24 protein-coding genes are annotated in these 26,568 nt (G+C 64.0%); 14 read left to right on the top strand and 10 right to left on the bottom strand.

The window, feature by feature from the left end; genetic code table 11:
* Positions 1–4 precede the first annotated feature (4 nt).
* The 5 genes from OE747_RS04635 (at position 5) to OE747_RS04615 (ending at position 7,942) form a co-directional block, all read left to right on the top strand.
* Positions 5–2,452, top strand: a complete 2,448-nt coding sequence (locus OE747_RS04635; protein WP_263827432.1) for a GcvT family protein — start codon at positions 5–7, stop codon at positions 2,450–2,452.
* A complete protein-coding gene (locus OE747_RS04630) occupies positions 2,449–3,516 on the top strand; it encodes an alcohol dehydrogenase family protein (RefSeq protein WP_263827431.1) in 1,068 nt (355 codons plus the stop codon). The genes OE747_RS04635 and OE747_RS04630 overlap by 4 nt, the downstream gene beginning before the upstream one ends.
* On the top strand, positions 3,513–4,409 hold the full coding sequence (locus OE747_RS04625) for a homocysteine S-methyltransferase family protein (RefSeq protein WP_263827430.1): 897 nt from the start codon (positions 3,513–3,515) through the stop codon (positions 4,407–4,409). The genes OE747_RS04630 and OE747_RS04625 overlap by 4 nt, the downstream gene beginning before the upstream one ends.
* Before the next feature lie 11 nt (positions 4,410–4,420).
* On the top strand, positions 4,421–5,404 hold the full coding sequence (locus OE747_RS04620) for a GlxA family transcriptional regulator (RefSeq protein WP_263827429.1): 984 nt from the start codon (positions 4,421–4,423) through the stop codon (positions 5,402–5,404).
* A gap of 87 nt (positions 5,405–5,491) precedes the next feature.
* Positions 5,492–7,942, top strand: coding sequence for a GcvT family protein (locus tag OE747_RS04615; RefSeq protein ID WP_263827428.1), 2,451 nt, complete (start codon positions 5,492–5,494; stop codon positions 7,940–7,942).
* 59 nt (positions 7,943–8,001) lie between these two features.
* Here OE747_RS04615 and OE747_RS04610 read toward each other — a convergent pair whose 3' ends face one another.
* A complete protein-coding gene (locus OE747_RS04610) occupies positions 8,002–9,471 on the bottom strand; it encodes a M20 family peptidase (protein ID WP_263827427.1) in 1,470 nt (489 codons plus the stop codon).
* A gap of 421 nt (positions 9,472–9,892) precedes the next feature.
* Between OE747_RS04610 and rarD the strand changes: the two genes are divergently transcribed.
* Entirely contained in the window at positions 9,893–10,783 is an 891-nt protein-coding gene (gene rarD, locus OE747_RS04605; protein ID WP_263827426.1) for an EamA family transporter RarD, read from the top strand.
* Here rarD and OE747_RS04600 read toward each other — a convergent pair.
* Positions 10,765–11,412 (bottom strand): SGNH/GDSL hydrolase family protein, encoded by a 648-nt coding sequence (locus OE747_RS04600; RefSeq protein ID WP_263827425.1) that lies wholly within the window; start codon positions 11,410–11,412, stop codon positions 10,765–10,767. The genes rarD and OE747_RS04600 overlap by 19 nt on opposite strands.
* Before the next feature lie 62 nt (positions 11,413–11,474).
* Entirely contained in the window at positions 11,475–11,885 is a 411-nt protein-coding gene (locus OE747_RS04595; RefSeq protein WP_263827424.1) for a nuclear transport factor 2 family protein, read from the bottom strand.
* A gap of 103 nt (positions 11,886–11,988) precedes the next feature.
* On the opposite strand from OE747_RS04595, the gene OE747_RS04590 reads away from it, so the two are divergent.
* Positions 11,989–12,636 carry an RluA family pseudouridine synthase gene (locus OE747_RS04590; RefSeq protein WP_263827423.1) on the top strand — a complete coding sequence of 216 codons (648 nt, stop codon included), beginning with the start codon at positions 11,989–11,991 and terminating at the stop codon, positions 12,634–12,636.
* A 95-nt stretch (positions 12,637–12,731) separates the two neighbouring features.
* On the opposite strand, the gene OE747_RS04585 is transcribed toward OE747_RS04590, so the two are convergent.
* On the bottom strand, positions 12,732–13,577 hold the full coding sequence (locus OE747_RS04585) for an alpha-1,2-fucosyltransferase (RefSeq protein WP_263827422.1): 846 nt from the start codon (positions 13,575–13,577) through the stop codon (positions 12,732–12,734).
* 235 nt (positions 13,578–13,812) lie between these two features.
* On the opposite strand from OE747_RS04585, the gene OE747_RS04580 reads away from it, so the two are divergent.
* From OE747_RS04580 to OE747_RS04570, 3 genes are all read left to right on the top strand, one after another.
* Complete coding sequence (locus OE747_RS04580) at positions 13,813–14,247, top strand: glyoxalase superfamily protein (protein WP_263827421.1); 435 nt, start codon at positions 13,813–13,815, stop codon at positions 14,245–14,247.
* Between the two features lie 213 nt (positions 14,248–14,460).
* Positions 14,461–16,605 (top strand): polyribonucleotide nucleotidyltransferase, encoded by a 2,145-nt coding sequence (gene pnp, locus OE747_RS04575; protein WP_263827420.1) that lies wholly within the window; start codon positions 14,461–14,463, stop codon positions 16,603–16,605.
* 98 nt (positions 16,606–16,703) lie between these two features.
* On the top strand, positions 16,704–17,414 hold the full coding sequence (locus OE747_RS04570) for a glycosyltransferase family 25 protein (protein ID WP_263827419.1): 711 nt from the start codon (positions 16,704–16,706) through the stop codon (positions 17,412–17,414).
* Between the two features lie 7 nt (positions 17,415–17,421).
* Here OE747_RS04570 and OE747_RS04565 read toward each other — a convergent pair whose 3' ends face one another.
* A complete protein-coding gene (locus OE747_RS04565) occupies positions 17,422–18,078 on the bottom strand; it encodes an FkbM family methyltransferase (protein ID WP_263827418.1) in 657 nt (218 codons plus the stop codon).
* Positions 18,079–18,132: 54 nt separating this feature from the next.
* Positions 18,133–18,786, bottom strand: a complete 654-nt coding sequence (locus OE747_RS04560) for a peroxiredoxin (protein WP_263827417.1) — start codon at positions 18,784–18,786, stop codon at positions 18,133–18,135.
* 229 nt (positions 18,787–19,015) lie between these two features.
* Between OE747_RS04560 and OE747_RS04555 the strand changes: the two genes are divergently transcribed.
* Positions 19,016–20,455: an aldehyde dehydrogenase family protein gene (locus OE747_RS04555; protein WP_263827416.1), complete on the top strand. Its 1,440-nt coding sequence runs from the start codon at positions 19,016–19,018 to the stop codon at positions 20,453–20,455.
* Between the two features lie 160 nt (positions 20,456–20,615).
* On the opposite strand, the gene tmpB is transcribed toward OE747_RS04555, so the two are convergent.
* Both tmpB and tmpA read right to left on the bottom strand, forming a co-directional pair.
* Positions 20,616–21,206 (bottom strand): (R)-1-hydroxy-2-trimethylaminoethylphosphonate oxygenase, encoded by a 591-nt coding sequence (gene tmpB, locus OE747_RS04550; RefSeq protein WP_263827415.1) that lies wholly within the window; start codon positions 21,204–21,206, stop codon positions 20,616–20,618.
* Positions 21,203–22,339 carry a 2-trimethylaminoethylphosphonate dioxygenase gene (tmpA, locus tag OE747_RS04545; RefSeq protein ID WP_263827414.1) on the bottom strand — a complete coding sequence of 379 codons (1,137 nt, stop codon included), beginning with the start codon at positions 22,337–22,339 and terminating at the stop codon, positions 21,203–21,205. The genes tmpB and tmpA overlap by 4 nt, the downstream gene beginning before the upstream one ends.
* A gap of 99 nt (positions 22,340–22,438) precedes the next feature.
* Here tmpA and OE747_RS04540 point away from each other — a divergent pair, with 99 nt between their 5' ends.
* Both OE747_RS04540 and OE747_RS04535 read left to right on the top strand, forming a co-directional pair.
* A complete protein-coding gene (locus tag OE747_RS04540) occupies positions 22,439–23,293 on the top strand; it encodes a LysR family transcriptional regulator (protein ID WP_263827413.1) in 855 nt (284 codons plus the stop codon).
* 54 nt (positions 23,294–23,347) lie between these two features.
* Complete coding sequence (locus OE747_RS04535; RefSeq protein ID WP_263827412.1) at positions 23,348–23,701, top strand: dihydrodipicolinate reductase; 354 nt, start codon at positions 23,348–23,350, stop codon at positions 23,699–23,701.
* A gap of 13 nt (positions 23,702–23,714) precedes the next feature.
* Here the strand turns inward: OE747_RS04535 and OE747_RS04530 are convergent, their stop codons facing one another.
* Both OE747_RS04530 and OE747_RS04525 read right to left on the bottom strand, forming a co-directional pair.
* The gene (locus OE747_RS04530; RefSeq protein ID WP_263827411.1) at positions 23,715–24,884 is read right to left on the bottom strand and encodes a benzoate/H(+) symporter BenE family transporter; all 1,170 of its coding nucleotides are present in this window, start codon (positions 24,882–24,884) and stop codon (positions 23,715–23,717) included.
* An 87-nt stretch (positions 24,885–24,971) separates the two neighbouring features.
* A complete protein-coding gene (locus OE747_RS04525) occupies positions 24,972–25,154 on the bottom strand; it encodes a DUF1674 domain-containing protein (RefSeq protein WP_234144378.1) in 183 nt (60 codons plus the stop codon).
* Positions 25,155–25,248: 94 nt separating this feature from the next.
* Between OE747_RS04525 and OE747_RS04520 the strand changes: the two genes are divergently transcribed.
* Entirely contained in the window at positions 25,249–26,520 is a 1,272-nt protein-coding gene (locus OE747_RS04520) for an RsmB/NOP family class I SAM-dependent RNA methyltransferase (RefSeq protein WP_263827410.1), read from the top strand.
* Positions 26,521–26,568 lie beyond the last annotated feature (48 nt).

Here is a 26,568-nt window from a genome sequence, read left to right as displayed (position 1 = left end):
GAACATGTCCGATTTTCCCAACAAGGCCCGCGTGGTCATCATCGGTGGCGGTGTGGTGGGGGTGTCCTCGCTCTATCACCTGGCCAAGAAGGGCTGGACCGATTGCGTTCTGCTGGAAAAGAACGAACTGACGGCGGGTTCCACCTGGCATGCGGCGGGCAACGTGCCGACCTTTTCGACCTCGTGGTCGATCATGAACATGCAGCGTTACTCGACCGAGCTTTACAGCCGTCTGGGGGCCGAGGTCGATTATCCGATGAACTACCACCAGACCGGCTCGATCCGGCTGGCGCATACACGCGAGCGGATGCAGGAGTTCGAACGCGCCGCCGCCATGGGCCGTTATCAGGGGATGGATATCCGAATCCTCACCCCCGACCAGATCAAGGATTATTATCCGTTCATCGAGACCCACGACATCGTCGGCGCGCTCTACGACCCGCACGACGGCGATATCGACCCGGCGCAGGTGACCCAGGCGCTGGCCAAGGGCGCCCGTGACATGGGGCAAAAGATCATCCGCTTCTGTCCCGCAACCGGCGTCACCCAGCAGGATGATGGCAGCTGGATCGTGCATACCGACAAGGGCGACATCGCTTGCGAATACGTGGTGAACGCGGCGGGATATTATGCCCAGAGGGTCGGCGAATGGTTCAAGCCCCATGGCGGGCGCACCGTGCCGATGATGGTGATGAGCCACCAGTACCTGCTGACCGAACAGATCCCCGAGCTTGAGGCCTGGTCCAAGGAGAACGGCCGCAAGCTGCCTCTGCTGCGCGATGTGGACGTGTCCTATTACCTGCGGCAGGAAAAGAACGGCATCAACATCGGCCCGTACGAGCCCAACTGCCGTGCCCATTGGGACGTGGACAGCGACCCGATGCCGGACGATTTCAGCTTCCAGCTCTGGTCGGACGATCTGGACCGGATCGAGGATATCGTCGCCGACGCGATGGAACGCGTGCCCGTCACTGCCACCGCCGGTGTCAGTCGCATCATCAACGGCCCGATTCCCTATGCCCCCGACGGATTGCCGCTGATCGGCCCGATGCCCGGTGTGAAGAACGCCTTCGAGGCTTGCGTGTTCACCTTCGGCATCGCTCAGGGCGGCGGTGCGGGCAAGGTGCTGGCGGAATGGATCGTCGATGGCCAGACCGAATGGGACATGTGGTCCTGCGATCCGCGCCGCTATACCGACTACACCGATCACGACTACTGCGTGAAAAAGGGCATGGAGGTCTATGGCAACGAATATGCCATGCACTTCCCCTGGCACCGCTGGCCTGCCGCGCCCGACAAGAAACTCTCGCCGGTGCATGACCGGGTCAAGGCGCAGGGCGGAGTCATGGGCGTCTATAACGGCTGGGAACGCGCCAACTGGTTCGCGCAGCCGGGCGATGACACGTCCGAGGAAAGCACCCACACCTGGGGCCGCTCGGGCCCGTGGGAGCAGCGGATCAAGGAGGAATGTCAGGCCGTGCGCGACCATTGCGGCGTGCTCGACCTGCCCGGCTTCTCGCGCTTTCTGGTCAAGGGCGCAGGTGCCGCCGAGGCGCTGCGCGGCCTGATCACCGGCGGCCTGCCCAAGGTGGGGCGAATGAACCTGGTCTACATCTCCGAAAGCCGTGGCCGCATCCTGACCGAGATGTCCTGCATCCGGCTGGGCGAGGACGAGTTTGTGATGATCACCGCGGCCACCGCGCAATGGCACGACCGCGATATCCTCTTGGGTGCCATGCCCGCCGGTGTCACGGTCGAGGATGTCACCACCACCCGCGACACGCTGATCGTCACCGGCCCGAAATCGCGCGAGATCCTCGCCAGCCTGTCGGACGCTGACCTGTCGCAAGGCTGGCTGACGCATCAGGCCGCCACCGTCGCGGGCCAGCCCGCCTTCCTGATCCGGGTCTCCTTTGCCGGGGAACTGGGATGGGAGGTGCACGCGCTCAACGAACACATGCCCGCGATCTATGATGCGATCCTTGGTGCCGGGGCCAAACCCTTTGGCATGTGGGCGCTGAACTCGCTGCGCCTCGAAAAAGGCTATCGCGCGTGGAAGGGCGACCTGTCGACCGATTACTCGATGCTCGAAGGCGGGTTGGAACGCTTCGTCAAGTTCGACAAGCCACAGGATTTCCCCGGTAAGGCCGCGATCCTGGCCGAGAAACAGCGCGGGGTGAAGAAAAGCTTCGTCACCCTGCTGGTCGAGGCCGGAGATTGCGACGCGCCCTATATGTCCTGCCTCTGGCATGACGGGCAGATCGTGGGCGAGACCACCTCGGGCGCCTGGGGTTACCGGATCAACGCCAGCGTTGCGCTAGGCATGGTGCGCGCCGATCTGGCGGTGCCGGGCACCGAGTTGGAGGTCGAAATCTACGGGCAGAAATGCCGCGCCGTGGTGCAGCCCGATCAACCGCTCTGGGATCCCGAAAACGAGCGGCTGCGCGCATGACCATCCCCGCAACCATGTCCGGCGTCCAACTGACCCGCCACGGCGGGCCAGAGGCGCTGGCGTGGTGCGATGACATCCCTGTCCCGGCCCCCGGGCCGGGGCAGATTCTGGTCCGGGTGCTGGCCGCCGGGGTCAACAATACCGACATCAACACGCGGATCGGCTGGTATTCCTCGGATGTAACCGGCGCCACCGACAGTGGCGAGACGGGCGAGGCGGGCGGCTGGGCCGGGGCGCTCAACTTCCCCCGCATCCAGGGCGGCGACCTCTGCGGCCGCATCGTCGCTCTGGGCGCTGGCGTGACCGATTGGACCATAGGCCAGCGCGTCACTTGCCAGATCAACCTGCCGCGTCCGACACCCGACAACCCCTTCGGCTTCGTGGCGCTCGGATCGGAACTGGATGGCGCCTTTGCCGAATACTGTTTGCTTCAGGCGGCTGACCTCTTCGACGTCACTACCTCGTCGCTCTCGGACATCGAAATCGCCGCCATGCCCTGTGCCTATGGCACCGCCTGGAACCTGCTGGCGCGCTGCGGCGTGGGGCAGGGCGAGGCGGTGCTGATCACCGGCGCCTCGGGCGGCGTGGGGCTCGCTGCCGTGCAACTGGCCGCGTATCTGGGCGCCACGGTCACCGCGATGACCGCGCCGACCAAGGCCGAGGCCGTCAGTGCCGCCGGGGCAAAAGCCATCCTGGGCCGCGACGACACGCCCCCGCTCGGCCATTTCGACCGGGTGATTGACGTGGTCGGCGGCCCGCTCTGGCCCGACCTGATCCGCGCCCTGAAACCCGGCGGGCACTATGCTGTCTCGGGCGCCATCGCCGGGCCGATGGTCACCGCCGACCTGCGCCAGATCTACCTGCCCGACATCACCCTCCACGGCGCCACCTACCAGCCGCGCGCGGTCTTTGCTGACCTGATCGCATTGATCAATACAGGCGCCATTCGCCCGCTGGTCTCGGCCACCTATCCGCTCGACCGGATCGCCGAGGCACAGGCCGAGTTCATGACCAAACGCCTGCCCGGCAAGATCGTCCTCATTCCGCCACAGGAGCACCCATGACCGACATTACCCTGCTTGATGGCTCCATCGGCCAGGAACTGGTCAAACGCGCGGGCAAGCGCCCGACGCCGCTCTGGTCCACCTCTGTCATGCTCGAGACGCCCGACCATGTCGGCGCCGTGCATCGTGACTATTTCGACGCGGGCGCCACCATCGCCACCGCCAACACCTATGCGGTGCTGCGCGACCGGCTGGAACCGGCCGGGATCGGCGACCGGTTCGCGGCGCTGATCGACACCGCGCTGGCCCAGGCCGAAACCGCCCGCGCCGCGCATGGTTCGGGCCGCATCGCGGGCGCGCTGGGGCCGCTCGGCGCCTCCTACCGCCCCGACATCTGCCCGCCGCCCGCGGAAGCCGAGGCGTATTATGCCGACAGCGTGCGCGCGATGAACGACCGGGTCGACCTGTTCCTGATCGAAACAGCCGCCTCGGTCGCTCAGGCCGAAGGCGCGCTCCGGGGCGCGTCCCTCGGCACCAAACCCGTCTGGCTTTCGGTCACCGTGATGGATGACGATGGCAGCCGCCTGCGCTCGGGCGAGGGGGTGGGCGAACTTGCCGCCATCGTCGCCCAGTACCAACCGCAAGCGGTGCTGGTGAACTGCTCCCGGCCCGAGGCCATGGCCGCCGCCCTCGACATCATCGCGGGCTTCGGCCTGCCCTTCGGCGCCTATGCCAACGGCTTCACCCGCATCACCGAAGGGTTCCTCAAGGACCGCCCCACGGTCGAGGCGCTCACCGCCCGCGTCGACCTCACGCCCGAGGCCTATGCCGATTTCGCCATGGGCTGGGTCGATCAGGGCGCCACCATCGTCGGCGGCTGTTGCGAGGTCGGCCCCGCCCATATCGCGCATCTGGCCCAGCGGCTCCGCGCCGCCGGGCACAGCATCGTCTGAGGACCCCCGCCATGACGGCCAAACGCAACCTGCGTCTGGTGAACCCGGACAAGAAGACCTGGCAATTCGATGTGCTCGTCGCCCCCGGCTTCGTGCTGACCGAACTGGCGGGCCTTGTCGATGTGCTGCGCATCGCCAACCGGGTCTGTCCCAACCCGCCGTTTGCCTTCACCTACCGCTCCCTGCGCGGCGGCCTGATCGAAAGCAGCAGCGGCGCCGTGGTCGCGACCGAGCGGGTGCCAAGCCAGCCGCAGGCCGATTACCTCTTTGTCATCGGCAATACCGACCCCGACCAGCCCGACCTGTCGCTGGGCCGGGTGGTGCAGGACTATACCTTTCGCGGCGCACAGGTGTTTCTGTTGGCCGAGGCCGCCAGCCGCTATATCAACGAACGCGGCAGCGCCGATCTGGCCACCCATTGGGAAAACGCGGCCTTTCTGCGCGAACGCGGCGCGCGCTTCGACGCGCGCTTTTCCATCGCCACCCAGCAGGGGCCGGTGATCACCTGCGCCGGAATGGGCGCCACCGTCGACGTGGCGCTTTCGGTCATCGGACGGCATATCTCGGGACCGGCCAAGATGACCGTGGCCGACATCATGCTGCATGAACATATCCGCGATTTTGGCGCGATGCAGCCGATGTCCGGCCTCAAGACCAGCGCCACCGGCGACGATGCGCTCGACCAGTGCGTCAAGATCATGCAGGCCAATATCGAAGACCCCCTGCCGATCAACGAGATCGTCGCCGCCCTGGATCTGTCGAACCGCTCGCTGGAGCGCAAGTTCAAGACCTATCTCGGCACCACGCCCAACAACTTCTACCGCGAGATGCGGCTGGCCAAGGCCAATACCCTGCTCTTGAACACCACGCTCAGCGTTCGCGAGATCGGGCTGGCCTGCGGTTTCCCCAACGGCTTCTCGGCGGTTTACAAGAGCTTCTACGGCATCACCCCCTTTGCCCTCAGACGACAGAAGCGAACCGCCGCGCAGCGGTGATTTCTGCAAGTCGCGTGACGTTTTTGATGGATTTCCTGTCGCCCACCCGTGCCATTCTCGGGCAAATCCCAAGATCCGGAGACAAACATGGCTGATCTTCCCACCCAGGCCCGCGTGGTCATCATCGGCGGCGGTGTCGTCGGCTGCTCGGTCGCCTATCACCTGACCAAGCTCGGCTGGAAAGACGTCGTTCTGCTCGAACGCAAGCAACTGACCTCGGGCACCACCTGGCATGCCGCGGGCCTGATCGGCCAGCTCCGTGCCAGCTCCAACATGACCAAGCTCGCCCGCTATTCGGCCGAGCTTTATATGGGGCTCGAGGCCGAAACCGGCGTTGCCACCGGCATGCGGCAGGTGGGTTCGGTCTCGGTCGCGCTCACGGGTGAACGGCTGGAAGAGCTCTATCGCAACGCCGCCATGGCCCGCGCCTTTGGCGTCCCGGTCGAGGAACTGTCGCCTGCCGAGGTCAAGGAGCGCTACCAGCATATCAACCTCGATGGCGTCACCGGCGGGGTCTGGCTGCCGACCGATGGTCAGGCCGACCCGGCCAATATCGCGCTGGCCCTTGCCAAGGGCGCCCGCCAGCGCGGCGCCGTGGTCAAGGAGCGGACCCGCGTCACCGGCATCGCCAAACAGGGCCGCCGGGTCACCGGCGTCGACTGGATCAGCGACGATGGCTCCGAACAGGGCCATATCACTTGCGACATGATCGTGAACTGCGCCGGTATGTGGGGCCACCAGGTGGGCCGCATGGCGGGCATCAATGTGCCGCTCCAGGCCTGCGAACATTTCTACATCGTCTCGGAACCCATCCAGGGCCTGACCCAGATGCCGGTTCTGCGCGTCCCCGACGAATGCGCCTATTACAAGGAAGACGCCGGCAAGATGATGCTGGGCGCGTTCGAGCCGAAATCGAAACCCTGGGGCATGGACGGCATTCCCGACACATTCGAATTCGACCAGCTGCCCGAGGATTTCGACCATTTCGAACCCATCCTCGAGGCCGCCGTGAACCGCATGCCGATGCTGGGTAGCGCGGGTATCCACACCTTCTTCAACGGACCCGAAAGCTTTACCCCCGACGACGCCTATCACCTTGGCCTTGCGCCCGAGATGGACAATGTCTGGGTCGCCGCCGGGTTCAACTCGATCGGGATTCAGTCGGCGGGCGGCGCGGGCCATGCGCTCAGCCAGTGGATGGACAGCGGCGAGAAGCCCTTTGACCTGGGCGATGTCGACATCGCCCGCATGCAGCCCTTCCAGGGCAACAAGCGCTATCTGGTCGAACGCTCGACCGAGACGCTGGGCCTGCTCTATGCCGATCACTACCCCTACCGGCAGAAAGCCACCTCGCGCGGGGTGCGCCGCACCCCATTCCACGAACATCTCAAGGCACAAGGCGCCGTGTTCGGCGAACTGGCGGGCTGGGAACGCGCCAACTGGTACGCGCGCCCGGATCAGGAACGCGAATACCGCTACAGCTGGCGGCGGCAGAACTTCTTTGACAACGTGGCCGAGGAACACAAGGCGATCCGCACCGGGCTGGGCATGTATGACATGTCCTCCTTCGGCAAGATCCGGGTCGAAGGGCCGGACGCCACCGCCTATCTGAACCATATCGCGGGCGGTCAGTTCGACGTGCCCGTGGGCCGCATCGTCTATACCCAGTTCCTGAACGCACGCGGCGGGATCGAGGCCGACGTTACCGTCACCCGCCTGAGCGAGACCGCCTATCTGGTGGTCACCCCCGCCGCCACCCGCTATGCCGATCAGACCCGGATGATGCGCCTCGTGGGCGATTTCCGCGTGGTGATCACCGACGTGACGGCGGGCGAGGGCGTGCTGGCGGTGATGGGCCCCAAGGCGCGCGACTTGATGGCGCGGGTCAGCCCTAACGACTTCTCCAACGACGTGAATCCCTTTGGCACCGCGCAGGAGATCGAACTGGGCATGGGCCTCGCCCGCGTCCACCGCGTGACCTATGTGGGTGAACTCGGGTGGGAGATCTACGTGTCCTCCGACATGGCGGGCCATGCGTTCGAGACCCTGTTCGAGGCGGGCCAGGACCTGGGCCTGAAACTCTGCGGCATGCATGTGATGGATTGCTGCCGGATCGAAAAGGCGTTCCGCCATTTCGGCCATGACATCACGCCCGAGGATCACGTGCTGGAGGCGGGACTTGGCTTTGCCGTCAAGACCGACAAGCCCGATTTCATCGGCCGAGACGCGGTGCTGCGAAAGAAAGACGAGGGGCTCAAGACCCGTATGGTCCAGTTCCGCCTGACCGACCCCGAACCGCTGCTCTACCACAACGAGCCGTTGATCAGGGACGGCCAGATCGTCGGCTACCTGAGTTCCGGCGCCTACGGCCACCATCTGGGCGGCGCCATCGGCATGGGCTATGTCCCCTGCGAAGGCGAAAGCGCGGCGGATGTTTTGGCCTCGACCTACGAGATCGACGTGATGGGTACCCGCATCCGCGCCGAGGCCTCGCTCGCCCCGATGTATGATCCCAAATCCGAGCGGGTAAAGGTCTAAAACCAGCACTCAGAGGCAGCGGGCCACCCGCAAGGGGATCCGCTGCCTAAGTGCCAGGATCAAAGATCGTTCAGATTGTCCATCAACTGATAGAAGAATCCGATCGTCTTGCCGTATTCGTCCACCAGAATCCGTTCGTTGACGCCATGGAACCCGGCGAATTCCTTCATCGATTCCAACTGAATACCGGTGATGGTGAACACATCCGGTGCAAAATCCCGTGCCTGGAAGTGTTTTGAATCCGATCCGCCGATCACAAAGAACGGCGCCACGATCAGATCTTTACCCCAAAGCTGACGAATGGTCTTTTCCAGCGCCCTGTAGGCGTCGCTGTCGGGATTGGCGACATTTGTCGCCGGGGTCGAGGCCGAGATATCGCGGATGGTGATCCGGTCGTCGTCGATTGCCTTGCGGACATGTTCGATGATCACCTCGGGCGTATCGCCGGGCATCGGCCGGAAATTGACAACCGCCGTCGCCGAAGGTGGCAGAACGTTATCCTTGATCCCGGCGTTGAACATGCTCACCGCGATGGTGGTATGCAGCATCGCCCGCGTGACCTGGTTCCCCGCCATCTCGGCGATGAATTCCTTTTCCAGATCGGTCATCTCGCCGTCCTTGCCAAAGGCGACCGCCGCATACATCGGCTGTTTGGCCTCGTCCAGCTCGGGGCCCATATAGCGATACTGATGGCGCACCGCCTCGTGTATTCGATATGGAAACTGCGCCGCTTCCAGCTTGGTGATCGCTTTGGCCAGAATGCCGATGTTCGACTCTTCGGGTGGCTGCGACGAATGCCCGCCAATGCCGTGCATGGCCAGTTCAAGGCTTAGATACCCTTTTTGGGCGATACCGATCAGGGCCGTGTTGTCGGGGATACCCGGAAACACCCCGGGGATCAGCGGTGCGGATTCGTCCAGCACAAAGGCGAACCGCTCGATGCCGCGCTCTTCCAGAACATCGGCGACATATTTTGCTCCTTCCGGTCCACCGACTTCCTCATCCTGACCAAAGACGAAATAGATCGTGCGTTTCGGCTGCCAGCCTTCGGCGATCCGCATTTCGGCGGCTTCCAGCATGCCATGGATCTGGTTCTTGTCGTCCAGCACACCCCGGCCCCAGATATAGCCATCCGCCACCGCACCGGAAAACGGTTCCTGATTCCATTGGTCGCGCGATTCTTCTGGAACCGGAACAACATCCTGATGCGCATAAAACAGCGCAGGCGGCAGGTCCGGGTCCGTACCTTCCCAGGTGTAAAGCAGGCTATAGGGGCGCGGATCGCCCAGGATCTCTCGCTTCAGCACCTTGTGAACATTCGGGTAAGCCTCGACCAGGAAGGCGTGATAATCATCGAACGCCTTGGTGTCGAAATCATCGCGGTCCTGGTTCGAGATTGTCGGAAACTGCACTCCTTTCGACAGCCGATCCACCGCGCCATCCAGATCGACCTCAATGGTGATCTGCTCGACCCCTTGCATCTGGAGCGAGGAAAACCCGCTATCTTGCGCGATGCCCGGTCCAGACATGGATGCGATGATAAGACCTGAGAGAGCTGATGCAAAAATTCTGGGGCTCATGTCGTTACCTCTGAAAACAAGTGAAGCGAAGTTGATTTGAAGAAGCCGTAAACCCGCTTCATTCAAACCTGTTCGAGTGGCGATATCAAAGACAATAATGCGGCAAGGTAACATCATCTCGATTTGCCGGAACAGGGGCCGGGCAAGACCCGGATCGCATGCGCGTTCGGCCCTGTGCAACCCTGTACAAAACGGTCAATCAGGGGTCTCGACCGCGTACAAAACGGTCAATTCGCGGTACAAATCCGGTTCGGATGCTGCGCCCCGATCTGCGACCCATCACGGGTCTTGATAGTGCGCACGTGGTTTTGTCGCTTTCCTTTTCCCGCCTTCGCCTGCACAACACCTGCACAAGTGAAGGAGATTGCGGATGACCCAGACCCAGAACGTGGATACCCCGCGCGGCTTGGCACTGGCCATCACGGCCTATCTCCTCTGGGGGTTTTTACCCTTGTATATGAAGGCGTTATCCCACATTTCCCCGGTCGAGGTGGTGGCCCACCGCATCGTCTGGTCGGTGCCCGTGGCGGGTATCCTGCTGATCGCTCTGGGCCGGACACGCGATTTGCGCGCCGCGCTGCGTAACCCGCGCATGCTCGGCATGGCCTGTGTGACGGCGGCGCTGATCTCGGTCAATTGGGCCATCTATGTCTGGGCCATCACCACCGGCCACGCGCTAGATGCAGCGTTGGGCTACTACATAAACCCGCTTTTCAGCATCGCCCTCGCAGCCCTTATCTTGGGGGAGAGGCTGACCCGCATACAAGGTCTTGCGATCATTCTGGCCGCCGCAGGGGTTGCCGTGCTGGTCTTCGAGGCCGGTAAGCTGCCTTGGGCAGCGCTCAGCCTGACGGTCAGCTGGGGCTTTTACGCTTTGTTCAAACGGTCTCTGCCCATCGGTCCGAACCAGGGTTTCCTGCTTGAAGTGCTGATCCTGACACCCTTTGCACTGGCCTTTCTCCTGTGGCAATCGGCGCAGGGGTTGGGGTCGTTTGGTGTCACGACACAAGATACGGTGCTTCTGGCCGGGGCGGGTGTGGTGACGGCAGTGCCGCTGCTGGTCTATGCCAATGGCGCGAAACTGGTGCGACTGTCGACCATGGGTATCCTGCAATACATCGCGCCCACGATGATCTTTATCACCGCCATCACCCTGTTCGGAGAAGAGATCGACCGTGGCCGCATGATTGCCTTCCCGATGATCTGGGCCGCGCTGGTGATCTATTCCGTGCCGATGCTGCGTCAGATGCGCCGCGCCTGAGCCGCGATCACCCGCGCCAGCCCCTCGGCCCAATGCGCATAGGCCAGCGCGCTGGGATGGTAGCCGTCCCGCGCCGCCATCGCCGGGTCGGGCGGGATCTGCGGACGATGGTGGACCGCTTGCGGATAGCGTTTCAGAGTCAAGGCAAGTTTCCGGTCAAGCCTTTGAGATTGTTGACCTAATACCCATGACAGCGGTTGCGGCAGAGCCGGGAACAGCGCCATGTCCGGCACGGACGTGACCACCACCAGCCGTGCCCCCAGTGGCCCGGTCAACAGATCCATCAGTGCCGCCTGCCGCGCCACGAATTGCCGGGCCGAGGTCGCGCGGGTGGTGTCATTCACCCCCAACGAGGTCACCACCACGTCGAACGGGCCGGGCAGGGCGCCCAGCCGCGCCAGCGTATCGCGGGTGGTGTGGCCGGTGGTCGCCTCGAGCCGCCAGTCGACGGAGAACCTTCGCGCCAGCCGCAACACCAGTTGCCCGCTCAGCGCCAAGTCCTGACTGTCCACGCCAACCCCCGCAGCGGCGCTGTCGCCCGCAATCAGCAGGCGCAGCGCTGGGCCTGACCCCGCCCGTCCCGCGCGCGGCCCCGCTGGTTCGGCCAACAGCTGCGCCTTGCGCCGCACCGCCAGCCCCTGCGCCGCAAGGACCGGCAGCAGGGGAATACGCAGGATCTGGTCTATGCCAATCAGCTAAGTGCCTCGCGAAACTTGAGGAATCGCGCATCGGTCATTACCCGCGCGTTCATCGCATCGCGCAGGGCGCCCACGGTCTTGTAGGGGCGCATGACCACTTCGAAGTCCTGGATCAGCCCATTGTCGTTGAGGGTGATCAGGTCGACGCCCACCGCGTCCAGATCGCCGACCTTGCATTGGAACTCCAACGCCCAATCCTTGCCTCCGCCCATGACCCGGCGATAGCGAAAGTCGGAGAACACCTGGCCCACGTGACCCAGAACCGCTGCCACGGCGTCGCGCCCGGTCCAGGTCTTGTAATAGGTCGGCGGCAGGAAACGGACATCCTCGGCCAGCAACGCGTGGATCAGGTTTTCGTCGCCCTTGGCCACGACCTCCTGCATCCGGGTGATGGTGGGGTGCATCTGGTTTCTCCTCTCGATGGTTCGGCCTCAGCCTTGCGCTGCCACATCGCCAGCGCAAGCGCGACGTTGCGGGAACCCGCCGTCTGCGCTAGGGCATGCGGCCATGAGCCAAGACTATACGCCCCCCCAAGACCCGCTGGACGTGATCCACGAAGACGCCGAACTGATCGTGGTCAACAAACCCGCGGGCCTTTTGTCCGTGCCGGGCCGTGGCGAGCATCTGGCCGATTGCCTGCTCAGCCGGGTTCAGGCGGCGTTTCCCGGTGCGCTGCTGGTGCATCGGCTCGACCGGGACACATCGGGGGTGATGGTCTTTGCCCAGACCCCGCACGCGCAGCGCAACCTTGGCCGCCAGTTCGAAGAGCGCAAGACGAAAAAGACCTATGTCGCAAGACTTTGGGGCAGGCTTGAGCCCAAGACCGGTACCGTCGATCTGCCGCTGATTGTCGATTGGCCCAACCGGCCGCGCCAGATGGTCTGCCATGAAACGGGGCGCCCTGCGGTGACCGACTGGCGCGTCTTGCGCTACGAGGGCGACACCACCCGGGTTCGGCTGACGCCGCAAACCGGCCGGTCGCATCAGCTACGGGTGCATTGCCAGGCGCTCGGGCATCCGATCCTGGGTGACCCGTTCTACGCCACCGGCCCTGCGCGCGATTTCCCGCGCCTGATGCTGCATTCCGAGGAACTGCGCCTGAAACACCCCGAAAGCGGCCAGTCGATGAAGTTCCGCGCCTCGGCGCCGTTCTGATCCCGCCAAGCCTATTCACTTTGCCGAAAATACTCCGGGGGAGTCGCGCAAAGCGCGGCGGAGGCAGCGCCCCCTCTGACCGGTAAGACAAACGCTCAGACGGTGATCCTCATCCAGTCCGGCGGCAGGATGTCGGGGTTGCTCAACTTGGAGTCGCCGAACCAGCGGGTGGGGCCTGCGACCCGTTTTTCCGGGTTGCTATTGAGCCAGGCCGCCCACCACGAGAAAGAGGAATTGCCGATGATGTTGTGTCGGCACAGGCTCATCAGGCGCATGTCCTCGAAATCGGTCTCGGGTCCGTTGAAATCGACAACCACCTTTTCCACCGGCAAGGGCAGATTCGCCTTGGCCCAATCCGGGTCATCGGAAAACACATAGACCACCGGCTCGCCCCTGACATCGCGCATAACTGCGGCAAGCGCTGCTTCATAGTAGCGCTGGTCGCACAGCGCATGCGCGGCAAGGGCAACATAATCACCGCGCCGGACATGCAGCGAGATCGCCTCGGTTCCGGCGATACGTTCGGCCATGTCCTCGTTGCGACTGTCACTGAACGGGGGAAAGGTGAAATCCGACCGGATGCGGTGGCTGATATGTTCGAAATAGCGCTCGGATTGCCAGTACCCGTGCAGATAGGCGCCATCGCCCCAGGTCTCGATCTGGGGGTTGTAGCCAAGCCCGCGCTCGCGCCGGAACCTCGGGCGCGCGCCAAACGCGCGCCACAGGCCATAACGCAACGCCCCGTCCCGTTTCAGCGGCGGCAGGTGCTCGGGTTCGGCCAGATTCAGATTGAACACCCGGGTCAGCACACCTTCGCCGCGTGCCTCGGCCTCGCGGCTGTCGATGCCCACGCGCGTACAGAGCCGCGCCGCCAATCCGGCGGCGGCGGCGTATTGGAACATCTGGTTGCCGAGACGGCCGTGCAGGCGTGCTGTGATCATGAGGTCCCCGGGTTTCTTCGGCCTGTTTAGGGTCAAATGCCGCCCCGTACCAGCCTCGTTGACAGAAGGCCTGCGCGCACCTATGCAAGGTCCAGGTTCGGGTTCCCTGCCGCTCGCGGCCCTTGGGGCTATGGTGAAACCCGGTCTCAGACGATCCTTGCCCCTTTCCCGGCGCATGGATGGCAATGCGAGCCCCGTCCGATCTGATGCGCCCGTTTGGGAAAACGAGGCAATGATGAAAAACGATCAAGAGATTGCTCCGATCGGGGAGCTGAAGGCGCAGGCCAAGCGGCTGCGCGAAAAACTGCGTGATGCCGGTACCGGGTTGAGCCACGCACAGGCGCTGGAACTGGTGGCGCACCAGCATGGTGCGCGCGACTGGAACACGCTTGTGGCACGAGCGGGCAACCGCTTGCACCTGCGGGTTGGCGACCGGGTCAGCGGCGACTACCTGGGCCAGCCTTTCACGGGCGAGATCCGGGGGCTGACGGTGATCGGCGACGGTGCGCACAGACGGATCACGCTGCATTTCGATCAGCCGGTCGACGTGGTGACCTTCGACAGTTTCTCGGCCTTCCGGCAACGCGTCAGCAGCGAGATTGGCTGGGACGGCAGGTCAACCCGCTGCACATCGGACGGGCGGCCGCAGCTGGTGGTTCGCCCGGTCTGACCGGTTCCGACCCCGGCGCGCGCTGGTTCCCGCCAGCCGCGCCGGTTTCTCTTTCAATCCGCAGAAAAACACTGTATGCGCGCACAATCTGAGACGTGGTGCCCCGACCCCGGCACCGTGAAGGAAATGATAACGGGGTCGGCGGCAATGGGGCCGCCATTGAAACGGGAGACCCGGGATACGCCTGGGAGTGCTCCCATCTAGGATACGCACATGTTTGATGTAACGACGAAATCGATGCAGTGGGGCGAGGAAACGCTTACACTGGAAACGGGCAAGATTGCCCGTCAGGCCGACGGTTCGGTGATCGCCACCTTGGGCGAGACCCGCGTGATGGCCAACGTGACCTTTGCCCGCGAGCAGAAACCGGGCCAGGACTTCTTTCCCCTGACGGTTCACTATCAGGAAAAATACTATGCCGCGGGCAAGGTGCCGGGCGGTTTCTTCAAGCGCGAGGCGCGCCCGACCGAGAAGGAAACGCTGACCGCGCGTCTGATCGACCGGCCGATCCGCCCGCTGTTCGTGCCGGGCTTCAAGAACGAAGTGCTGGTGATGTGCACCGTGCTGAGCCACGACCTCGTAAACGATCCCGATATCGTTGCGATGATCGCCGCCTCTGCCGCGCTGACCATCTCGGGCGTTCCCTTCATGGGTCCGATCGCGGGCTGCCGCGTGGGCTTTGTCGATGGCGAATATGTCCTGAACCCGACCGTCGACGACATGCAGGACCTGCGCCTGAACCCCGAACAGCGTCTGGACCTGGTTGTTGCCGGGACCAAGGACGCCGTGATGATGGTGGAATCCGAGGCCTATGAGTTGACCGAGGCCGAGATGCTGGGCGCCGTGACCTTTGCGCATGAGCAGATCCAGCCGGTGGTCGACCTGATCATCGCCTTTGCCGAACAATGCGCCAAGGAACCGTTCGACTTTACCCCGCCGGACTATTCCGACCTCTACGCTGCCGTCAAAGCCGCCGGTGAAGAGCAGATGCGCGCCGCATTCGCCATCACCGACAAGCAGGAGCGCACCGCAGCGGTTGCCGCCGCGCGTGAGGCCATCAAGGCCGCCCTGACCGAGGAACAGCTGGCAGACGGCAACCTCGGCTCGGCCCTGAAGAAGCTCGAAGCCGGCATTCTGCGTGGCGACGTGGTCAAGGGTGGCAAGCGGATCGACGGTCGCGACACCACTACCGTGCGTCCGATCGTGGCCGAGACCGGCCTGCTGCCGCGCACCCACGGGTCTGCGCTGTTCACCCGGGGCGAGACACAGGGTCTGGTCGTGACCACGCTGGGCACCGGCGATGATGAACAGTTCATCGACGCGCTGCACGGCAATTTCAAATCGAACTTCCTGCTGCACTACAACTTCCCCCCCTACTCGGTGGGCGAGGTTGGCCGCGTGGGCTCGCCCGGCCGTCGTGAGATCGGCCATGGCAAGCTGGCCTGGCGCGCGCTTCAGGCGGTGCTGCCGGCGCCGACCGACTTCCCCTATACCATCCGCGTGGTGTCCGAGATCACCGAGTCCAACGGCTCGTCCTCGATGGCATCGGTCTGCGGTGGGTCGCTGTCGATGATGGATGCGGGCGTGCCGTTGAAATCCGCCGTTGCCGGTGTGGCCATGGGCCTGATCCTGGAAGACGACGGGTCTTATGCGGTTCTGACCGATATCCTGGGTGACGAAGACCACTTGGGCGACATGGACTTCAAGGTGGCGGGTACCGAAAACGGCATCACCTCGCTGCAGATGGACATCAAGGTCGCGGGCATCACGCCCGAGATCATGGAGAAAGCCCTGTCGCAGGCCAAGGATGGCCGGATGCACATCCTGGGCGAGATGAACAAGGCGCTGTCCGGCGCGGCCGACTTCTCGGTCCATGCACCGCGCATCGAGACCATGCAGATCCCCACCGACAAGATCCGCGAAGTGATCGGCTCGGGCGGCAAGGTGATCCGCGAGATTGTCGAAGTGTCTGGCGCCAAGGTCGACATCAACGACGATGGCATCATCAAGATCGCCTCGCCCAACGGCGACTCGATCAAGAAGGCCTATGACATGATCTGGTCCATCGTGGCCGAGCCCGAAGAAGGCCAGATCTATACCGGTAAGGTCGTGAAGATCGTCGATTTCGGCGCCTTCGTGAACTTCTTTGGCAAGCGCGACGGTCTGGTGCACGTGTCCCAGATCGAAAACCGCCGCCTGAACCATCCCTCGGACGTTCTGAAGGAAGGTCAGGAAGTGAAGGTCAAGCTTCTGGGCTTTGACGATCGCGGCAAGGTGCGCCTGTCGATGAAGGTTGTCGATCAGGAAACCGGCGAAGAGATCGTGCCGGAGAAGAAAGAGGCCTCTGAGGCGGAATAAGCCTCTGGTCTTGCAGAGACGGAAAGGCCCGGACATCCTGTCTGGGCCTTTTTCATTCGGGCCGCGTATTTGGACTGGCGGCGACAAGGAGGTCCGGCATGGATCTGATCGGTTTCGTCATTCATCTGGAACGCGCCAAGGACCGGCGCGCGCAAGCTGAGACGCTGGTGGAGCAACTGCCGTATGCCGCGCTGTTGCCTGCCGTCGATGGTGCGGCGCTGGCGCCAGAGGCGCGGGACCGGGCCTTTCGGTCCGGGATTCTGCAACCCGTCTATCCCTTTGATCTGCGCCCGGGCGAGATCGGCTGTTTCCTGAGCCACCGCGCCGCCTGGACCCGGTTGATGGAAAGTCACGCCGAGGCCGCGCTGATCATCGAGGATGACATGGCGCTGGAGGCAGGGTTTGATGAAGCGCTGGCGCTGGCGCAGCGCCATGTGGCGCAGATGGGCTATATCCAGTTTCAAACCCGTCCGGTGACCGCGCCCGCGATAGATCAGCAAGGGCAATCCGTTCTGATGCAGCCTGAACTGACTCCGCTGCGCACCTCGGGCCAGCTGGTGGCGCGCTGGGCGGCGGAACGGCTGCTGGCCCTGACCGAACCGTTTGACCGGCCGGTGGACACCTTCCTGCAAATGCATTGGCATACCGGACTGCGGCTGGGGGTGATCAGCCCGTCGGGCCTGAGCGACCGGACCGGGGCCATCGGCGGCAGCACCATCGGCGCGAAAAAGAGCCTTTCCGAGCGGCTGACCCGCGAATGGCATCGCGCGCGCTATCGCGCGGCGGTGCGGCGGTTGTCACGGGGTTGAGGGCACCTCAGCGCAGGCGCCATTCCTCCCAGATGAACGGGTAGCACCAGGCGCAGTCATGGGTTTCCGCCAGCCGCGCGCAGATCGCCGCGCGGGTCTCGATCAAAGCCGGTTCGAACAGGTGAAACTGAACCTGAAGCCGCGCGATGCGGTGCATCAGCCCGCTGTCCAGCAGGGCGGGCAGCAGATCGTATTCGCCGCCCTCGATATTGACCTTCATCAGATCGACCCGCTCCAGCGCCAACTCGTCAAAGACCGCGCCGACAGGGCGCACTGGTGCCGAGAGAGCGCCGCCCTGACCGCCAAAGGCCGAGGAGGCATCGCCATCGTCGCTGAGCGTCAGGGTACCCTCGGCCCCGCCCATGGCGAAATCATGCACCATGACATTCGGCCGCTCCGCGAATTTCGACCGCAGCGCGCTGGCAAAGCGAGGGTGGGGTTCGAACACGTGCACCTGTGCCTTGGGTTGAACGGCAAGAACGCGGTCGGCCCAGCCGCCCTCGAAACCGCCGACATCCAGAACCACCGCGTCCGGGGGGAGGTCGTCATAGGTATAAAACCGGGTCTGCAGCGCGTTGTCGGCGCGCCAGGCCTTGAGCCCGGCATAATGCTCGGCCTTCCAGGGGTTGCGGCGCAGGTCGAGCCAGCGTTTCAAAGAGGCCATGGCATGCGTCTTTCTTGGTTGGCGGGCGCAGGTCACCCCGCGCCCGCGATGGGCTTAGCCCGGGTTTTTCGCAAACCGCAGATAGGGCAGTTTGATGTCCAGCGCACCGTATTTCTTTTCGGCGGCGGCATTGTCCAGCGCCAGTGCGACGATCACGTCCTGGCCGGTCTGCCAGTTGGCGGGGGTGGCCAGCGGCTGCTGATAGGTGCGCTGCAACCCGTCCAGCGCGCGCAGCACCTCGGCAAAGTTGCGCCCGACCGACATGGGATATGTCATCGACAGTTGCAGCTTCTTGTCAGGGCTGATGATGAAGACCGAGCGGACCGTGGCGCTGTCTGCGGGGGTGCGCCCGTCGGGTAGATAGGCGTCGGCAGGCAACATGTCAAAGGCCTTGGACACTGCCAGCCCCTCGTCGGCGATGATCGGGAAACCGGCGCTGGTGCCGGCAAAGCTCTCGATGTCGCCTTTCCATTTCTTGTGATCCTCGACCCCGTCGACGGACACGCCGATTACCTTGGTATTGCGCTTGGCCCATTCATCGGCCAGTTGCGCGACGGCGCCGAATTCGGTGGTGCAGACCGGGGTGAAGTCCTTGGGATGCGAGAACAGGATAGCCCAGCTGTCGCCGATCCAGTCGTGAAAGCTGATCGTGCCCTTGTCCGTCTCGGCGGTAAAGTCGGGAACGATATCGTTGATGCGCAAGCCCATGGCTTTCTCCTTTGATACAAAAGCGAGTCGTCTGTCGCCAATCTAGTCAGTGCCGCGCCGGGGTTACATACCCGTGACAAGGTGCCGCCGCCGATACCGGCCATGACCCGTGATTCCATAATTTGATCAAATTATTCACCCTCCCTCTTGTCGTTGTCAGGGTAGAGTGACAAAGTACCTGCGATTCCCGACCGACCGGTCGAAAACAGCCTGATCAGGAGAGGCAGACATGCTTGAGAAACGCGAGTTCTATATCAACGGCAAATGGGTCGCGCCTGCCGTCGCCAATGATTTCCATGTGATCAACCCATCGACCGAAGAGCCGTGCGCCGTTATCTCGCTGGGCTCCGAGGCTGATACCAACGCTGCTGTCGCAGCTGCCAAGGCTGCCTTTCCTGCCTGGATGGCGACCCCGGTTGCCGAACGTATTGCCCTGGTCGAGAAGCTGGTGGAGGTCTACAGCCGTCGGGGCGAGGATCTGGCACAGGCGATGTCGCTGGAAATGGGTGCACCTATTGACATGTCGCGCACCCAGCAGGTCGGCGCCGGCATTTGGCACCTCAAGAACTTCCTGACGGCGGCCAAGAACTTTGAATTCGAACGCCCCTTGGGCGATCATGCGCCGAATGACCGGATCATCTATGAGGCGGTGGGCGTTGCGGCGCTGATCACGCCCTGGAACTGGCCGATGAACCAGGTCACGCTCAAGGTGGGCGCGGCCGCGATCGCCGGATGCACGATGATCCTGAAACCGTCCGAGCAAAGTCCGCTCAACGCCATGGTCTTTGCCGAGTTGATGGACGAGGCGGGCTTCCCGGCCGGTGTCTTCAACCTCGTGAACGGTGACGGCGTTGGTGTCGGTTCGCAACTCTCCGGCCACCCGGATGTGGATATGGTCAGCTTCACCGGGTCGACCCGTGCCGGTATCGCCATTTCCAAGAACGCCGCCGAAACGCTGAAAAAGGTGCATCTGGAACTGGGCGGCAAGGGTGCCAACGTGATCTTTGCCGATGCCGATGACAAGGCGGTCAAGCGTGGCGTCCTGCACATGATGAACAACACTGGCCAGAGCTGTAACGCGCCCAGCCGGATGCTGGTGCAACGCCCGATCTACGATCAGGCGGTGGAGACCGCAGCAGAAGTCGCCAAGAGCGTCACTGTTGGCAATGCGCTTGACGAAGGCCGCCATATCGGTCCGGTCGTCAACGAGCTTCAGTGGAACAAGATCCAGGGTCTGATCCAGAAGGGCATCGACGAAGGCGCGCGGTTGGTCGCGGGTGGGCTTGGCCGTCCAGAAGGGTTCAACAAAGGCTATTTCGTGCGCCCGACCGTGTTCGCGGATGCCAACAACCAGATGACCATCGCGCGCGAGGAAATCTTTGGCCCGGTCCTGACCATGATTCCCTTCGACACCGAAGAGGAAGCCATCGAGATTGCCAATGACACGCCCTATGGCCTGACCAACTATGTCCAGACGCAGGATGGCGCCCGCGCCAACCGCATGGCCCGTGTCCTGCGGTCGGGCATGGTCGAAATGAACGGCAAGTCGCGCTCGGCCGGGTCGCCCTTCGGCGGGATGAAGCAATCCGGCAAGGGCCGCGAGGGGGGAGTCTGGGGGCTGGAGGACTTCCTCGAAGTCAAGGCCGTCGGTGGCTGGGCCACCGAGTAACTGCCCTTGACCGCAAGGCGCTTTCGCCAAAGGTTCGGCCTGCGGCGAGGGCGGACGCCTCCGGCGGGAGTATTTTGAACCAGAAAGAAGCGGCAGGTCTGTCTGCTTCTTTCTGGTCGGAAATACTCCGGGGGTCTGGGGGCTGGCCCCCAGTCTGCGGTCAGCCTATCCCGAGATGCCTGTCGACCATGCGCTGAACCATCGGCGCGAAATGGTCGAATCCTGGGGTTTCCATGTCCGCGCGCTTGCCAGCCTCGTCCAGATAGCGGACCTGGATGATCGCCTTGAGGTTCGGGTTGGTCTCGAATTCCGCCACCTCTTCGGCGCTCATCGGGCCGCCCTGCAATTGCAGCGTATGGACCGAGGCGGGCGACAGGCGCGCGAAATACTCGGGCCGGGTGGCGCAGAGATAGCGTTTGGCCGCCACGTGGTACTTGACACAATCGGTGATCACCGGCGGGAAGAACGGCGCCAGCACCGCCTCGCCTGCATCCTCGTGGTGGCGGTCCTCGGTGTCTGCGGGGTGGTAGGTGCCGAATTCCGAGGTGAAATGCCCGATATCGTGCAGGAGCGCGCCGACGATGATTTCCTCGGGCAAGCCGTTCTGTTCGGCGATGGTCGCGCCCTGCAGCATGTGCTGGGCCATGGTCACCGGTTCGCCGAGATATTCCTCGCCACCGCGGCGGGCGAAGATATCGGCGAGGAAGGCCACGATGTTGCCGTGATCCAGACTTGTGAAATCCGGTTTCATTCCGCCGCCTCCGGATGCACCGCATCCATCGCGGCGAGGGTCGAGAGCAATCCGTCCTTGTCGGCGTAGCAGCCTTGCAGCCAGCGTGACCCGGCACCGGAATAGCCGGTGCGCGCGTGCAACACGCGGGTGTTGTCGACGATGAAGCATTCGCCCGGTTCCAGCTTGAACGCGACCCCCATCGCCGGGTCGTCGATGAACTCCGCCAACTGGCGATAGGCGGCGTAATAGGCCTCCATCCTGTCGAAGGGGATATCCACGAACGGGGCCGACGAGCGGTTGTTGAACCGGATCGCCATCATCTGGCCGTCGGGGGACAGTTCGATCATCGGGCGCCGCGCGCGCAGACAGACCCCGTCCGAGCCCCGGTATTCGAACCGGGCCGGATAGCCACAGAGCAGCGCGAACCCTTCGGGATTGGCATCCCGCAACCTTTCTGCCGCGCGAAAGCCGTCGACGACGATACTGTCGCCGCCCTCGGCGCTGTTTTCCAGGCAATAGAGGATTTGCAGCGTCGGCACCGGGTCGCGATAGGGGTTGTCGGTATGAGCCTGAAGGCCCAGCCCGGTATAGGCGAGGTTGGTGGGGTTCACCTCGGTCCGCACCTCGAAGTAACGCCCATAGTTTGTTTCCCGCACATACCCGAAGAGGTCTGCCACCTTGAGCAGTGCGCCGGGTTCGGTGGGCCCGCCAGTCAGCCGGGCAAAGCCGAATTCTGCCACTGCCGCCAGCCAGTCGCGCTTGATCGCCGGATTGGTATGCATGCTGCCCCAGTCGGCGCTGGGCGCGGCGATCCCGTTTTCCCAGGTGGTGATGCCCGGAGCAGTCCAGCCCATCGGGTGGTCGTGATCCCGGTCATAGGCATGCACAGCCAGCCAGTCGGCCGGATAGGTGACGGTCTTGTTCTCGGGCTGAAAGGTCACCGACAGCGCGCCGCCGACCAAAGAAGCGGTGCTGATGGACAGGTCGGCCGGAATGTCGCCGATTGTGATCAGGCGCTGGCCGTTGCCAGGCGCGCGGGTGTCCGGGTCCAGCGCATTGTCGCGCAGCCAGATGGCGTGAAACCGGGCAGTTGTGCCGTCGGAAAACTCCAGGGAAACGATCTGGTCGGTATGGGTGACCTGGCGCAGCATGGGGACTCTCCTTTGTCGCGCATTTGCTGACTTGAGAGATACCGCAGCAAATGGCATCAAGACAGCTATGCCTTCTTGTGGCTTAGGGTTGGAAAATCTATGGCAAAGGCACGTATTGGATTGCCGCCGCTGGACTGGTTGCGGGTGTTCGAAGCGGCTGGCAGGCTGGGCGGTTTCGCGGCGGCGGCGCGCGAATTTGGTCTGACACAGGCGGCAGTCAGCCAGCGCATCGGGAATCTGGAGACCTGGCTGGGGCGGGCACTGTTCGTGCGGGGGCCGCGTGGTGTCACATTGACCATCGAAGGGGAGAGCTACCTTCCGCTGGTGCAAGAGAGTCTGACAGCGCTGGAGCGCAATACCGAGGACCTGTTCGGCACGGCGCCGCGTGAATTGCGGGTAGCGGGCCTGCCTTCGCATGTACAAATGCTAGTCGTTGCTCGCGCCGGGCCGTTCTTGACGCGCAACCCGGATGTCCGGCTGGTGACGGATTCCGTGGCGCAGAGGGCCAGTTTCGATGACGAACGGACCTGGCTTCAGGTTCGCTATGGCAAGGGGAACTGGCCGGGACGAGAGGCGCGCCTGATCGCGGGCGAAGTCCTGGCGCCGATGGCCGCCCCTGGTGTCGATTGGTCTGCGGGCATGATCGAGCTGCGCGGCGAAAGACCCGGATGGAGCGAGTGGACCCGGTTTGGCGAGGACACCAAAGGTGCGCCGACAAGGTTAAGTGTTGATTCGATGGAACATGCGCTGGGGGCGGCCGAGGCGGGTCTGGGCGTGGTGCTAGGCTCCATCCCGCTGGCAAGGGCTGCTTTGGACAGTGGGAGGCTCTGCAGGCTGGATCAGTCGGAAATGCCAACCCGTGACGGCTATTGGCTGACCTGGCCAGCGGATCGTCTTGGTGGGCGACGCATGCGAACCCTTGTCGAAAGCTTTCACGCGGCAATCTGCGGGTGATCCGGTTGTGTGGTCGGGGCGTAGAAAGACTGCACATCAAACGAAGGATTCGCGATGTTACCCCGGATTTTTCTTTGCTCGATCCTGTTCGCCGCGCCTGCGGCTGCTGAATATGCCCGGGTCGAGGACGCTCAGAGTTTTCGGGCCCTTGTCGCGGGCAAGACCCTGACCCGGCCGCTTGTCCGGCTCGAGGTGACCACGGATGGAGAGATCAGGGGCACCGGCGCCGCCTGGCCCGTCGAAGGCAATTGGGTTTGGCAAGATGGTTATTTCTGCCGCGACCTGATCTGGGGCGGCAGCGATCTTGGCTACAATTGCCAGGAGGTTCGCGTGAGCGACGGCAAGATCCGGTTTACGTCGGATCGCGGTGCGGGTGAGTTCGCCGATTTCCGCCTGCGCGTAGATTGATCCGTTCCGGATTTCAGGCGCGTCGCCGCAGACGCAGGGTGATGGCCTGCATCAGTCCGCCGATGACCAGGCCCCAGACCGCGGCGCTCAAACCCAGAATGGTGATGCCCGAGGCGGTGATCAGAAAGGTGACAGCAGCGGCCTGGCGGCAATCGGGCTCTTCCAGCGCGGCCAGCGCCGATCCGGCAAAGACACCCAGCAGCGCCACACCTGCCACCGTTCCCAGAACCAGCGTGGGTGCCAGAGCGGCAAAACCGGCGATAACCCCGGCGAAGAGGCCCAACACGCAATAGAACAGTCCGCCCATCACCGCCGACCAATAGCGCTGCGTCGGGTCCGGGTGGCTCTCTTCGTTGGCGCACATGGCGGCGGTGATCGCGGCCAGACAGGTGGCCGGAGAGCCAAACGGCGCCGACAGCATGCTGGCTGCGCCGACCCCGGCCACCAGCGGCGCCGGGCGCGGCTGATAGCCATAGGCGCGCAGCACCGCCAGGCCGGGCACGTTCTGGGTTGCCATGGTGACGATGAAAAGTGGCAGTGCGATATTGGTCAGCGCCTCCAGCGAAAAGACCGGGGTGACCCAGACCGGCGCGGCGACCAGCGTTGCGGGCGCCGGAATGTCAAAGCCCGCGTTGACGGTGACGACCAGCGCCGCGGCGATTACCGCAGCGGGCACGGCAAAGGGGCGGCTGATCTGGCCGACGATGAACCAGGTCAGCAGGATCGGCAGGGCGAGATAGGGGATTTCCGCCAGCGCCTGGAACGGCCGCAGGCAGAGCGAAAACAGAACCCCGGCCAACATGGCCTGGGCAATCGGGCCGGGGATTGAGGCGGTCAACCGGCTGAGCGGGCGCCACCAGGCCGCGATCACCGTCAAAGCGCCCGCCATGATGAACCCGGCCACCGCCCCGCCAAACCCGTCTTCTGGCATCGCTGACACCGCCAGCAATGCGGCGCCCGGCGTGGACCAGGCGACAGAAGCGGGGGCTTTGGTCCAGAGGCTCAGAACGATTCCGGTAAGGCCCATGGAGAGCGCCGCGAACATCAGTCCCGAGGCGGCTTGCGCCGGATCGGCGCCTACACCCGCCAGACCCTGCAACACGATGGGAAAAGAGCTGAAGAACCCCACGATGGCCACGACAAGGCCGGTCGAGACGGTTTGCAGCGGAGGTCTGAAGGCCATGAAAACTCTCTGTCGCCCCTTGGGCCAATCTTGCTTTGCGGCAGAGAGTGCGGTCTGGGTCGCCGGGTTGCAACCGAAACGCGACAATCAGAAGTCGATGGCGATGCCCTTTTTTTCCCAGTCGCCATAACGGGCCGGGTCCGGCCCGTCGCGCCCGCCCAGTTCCTTGGGCAGCGGCTTGGCCTCGGCTTCGGCCTTGCGGCGGCGTTCCTCGGCCTCGGCCAGGGCGCGTTGGGCGGCGGGGGGCAAGTCTGTACGCGGCTCGCTCATGGCTTTGCTGTTCCTTTCGGTCTTTTATCCTGATACACGCCCGCGTCCGCCCTTGGCAATGCGGGCGGATGGTCACAACCGGACGAGGCACCCCATGGCGGACAGCGCGACACAGGCGCGGCAAAGCGCGATCTATCTGCTCGACCAGATATTGGGCGAGGAGCGGCTGTTGTCCGAATGTCTTGGCGCCGGGGCGCTGGACCGGTTGCCGCCCGAGGAACGCGCCCGCGCCCAGCGGCTGACGCTTGACACCCTGCGTGGGTTGGAACGTGCCGACCGGCTGCTGAAACCGCATCTGCAAAAGGCGCCACCGCTGAGTGTGCGCAATGCGCTGCGGTTGGGGACGGTCGAACTGGCCCATGGTGAGGCCGCGCATGGCGTGGTGCATTCCATGGTCGAAATAATCGGCCGCTCGCGTCGGCACGGGCGGCTCAAGGGGTTGGTCAACGCGGTGCTGCGCAAGGTGGCCGCTGACGCGCCCGAGGCATGGGGGCGGCTGCGGGTGCCGCGCCTGCCGCGCTGGCTGCGCGATCCGCTGGTTCAGGCCTGGGGCGCGCCTGCCGTTGCGGCGATGGAGGCGGCGCATTTTGCTGGTGCGCCGCTTGACCTGACGCTGAAACCCGGAGCGCCCGCGCCGGGTGGCGAGGTGCTCCCGACCGGTTCGGTGCGCCTGTATGATGCGGGTCAGGTCTCGACATTGCCAGGCTTTGCCGCCGGGGATTGGTGGGTGCAGGATGCCGCCGCCGCGCTGCCGGTGCGACTGCTCGACCCGCAACCGGGCGAGAGCGTGCTGGACCTGTGTGCCGCGCCGGGGGGCAAGACCATGCAACTGGCCGCCGCGGGGGCGCGGGTCACCGCGCTCGATATCTCCGAAGGTCGGATGGCCCGCGTGCGCGAGAACCTTGCCCGCACCGGGCTGGGCGCCGAAACGGTGGTGGGCGATGTGCTGGAACAGGGCGGCCAATATGACGCGGTGCTGCTGGATGCGCCCTGTTCGGCCACCGGCACAATCCGGCGTCACCCCGACCTGCCCTTGGCGAAGGACGGTTCCGAATTTGGGGCGTTGATCGAGTTGCAGACACAAATGATCGCCCATGCCTGGACCCTGGTGAAACCCGGCGGGCGCATGGTGTTCTGTACGTGCTCGCTGCTGCCGGACGAGGGCGAGGTGCAGGTCGAGGAGGCGCTGACGCTCTATCCCGATATGGCCGTTGACCGCGCCGCGCTGGACCTGCCCGGCATCGATCCGGCCTGGATCACCGAGGAAGGCGGCCTGCGCCTGCGCCCGGATTACTGGCCCGAACGTGGTGGGATGGACGGGTTCTATATGGCGCTCCTGCGCAAGGCGTCCGACTTGCCGGAATAACCGGTGACTCGCGGCGACTGTGCCGCTATCCTCTGCCGCAAACGCCAA

Origin of the sequence: Ruegeria aquimaris, assembly GCF_025751555.1 — a bacterium.
Classification (GTDB): Bacteria; Pseudomonadota; Alphaproteobacteria; order Rhodobacterales; family Rhodobacteraceae; genus Ruegeria_B; species Ruegeria_B aquimaris.
The sequence above is the reverse complement of the archived record's forward strand: the minus strand, read 5'-3'. Positions and strand labels throughout refer to the sequence as shown.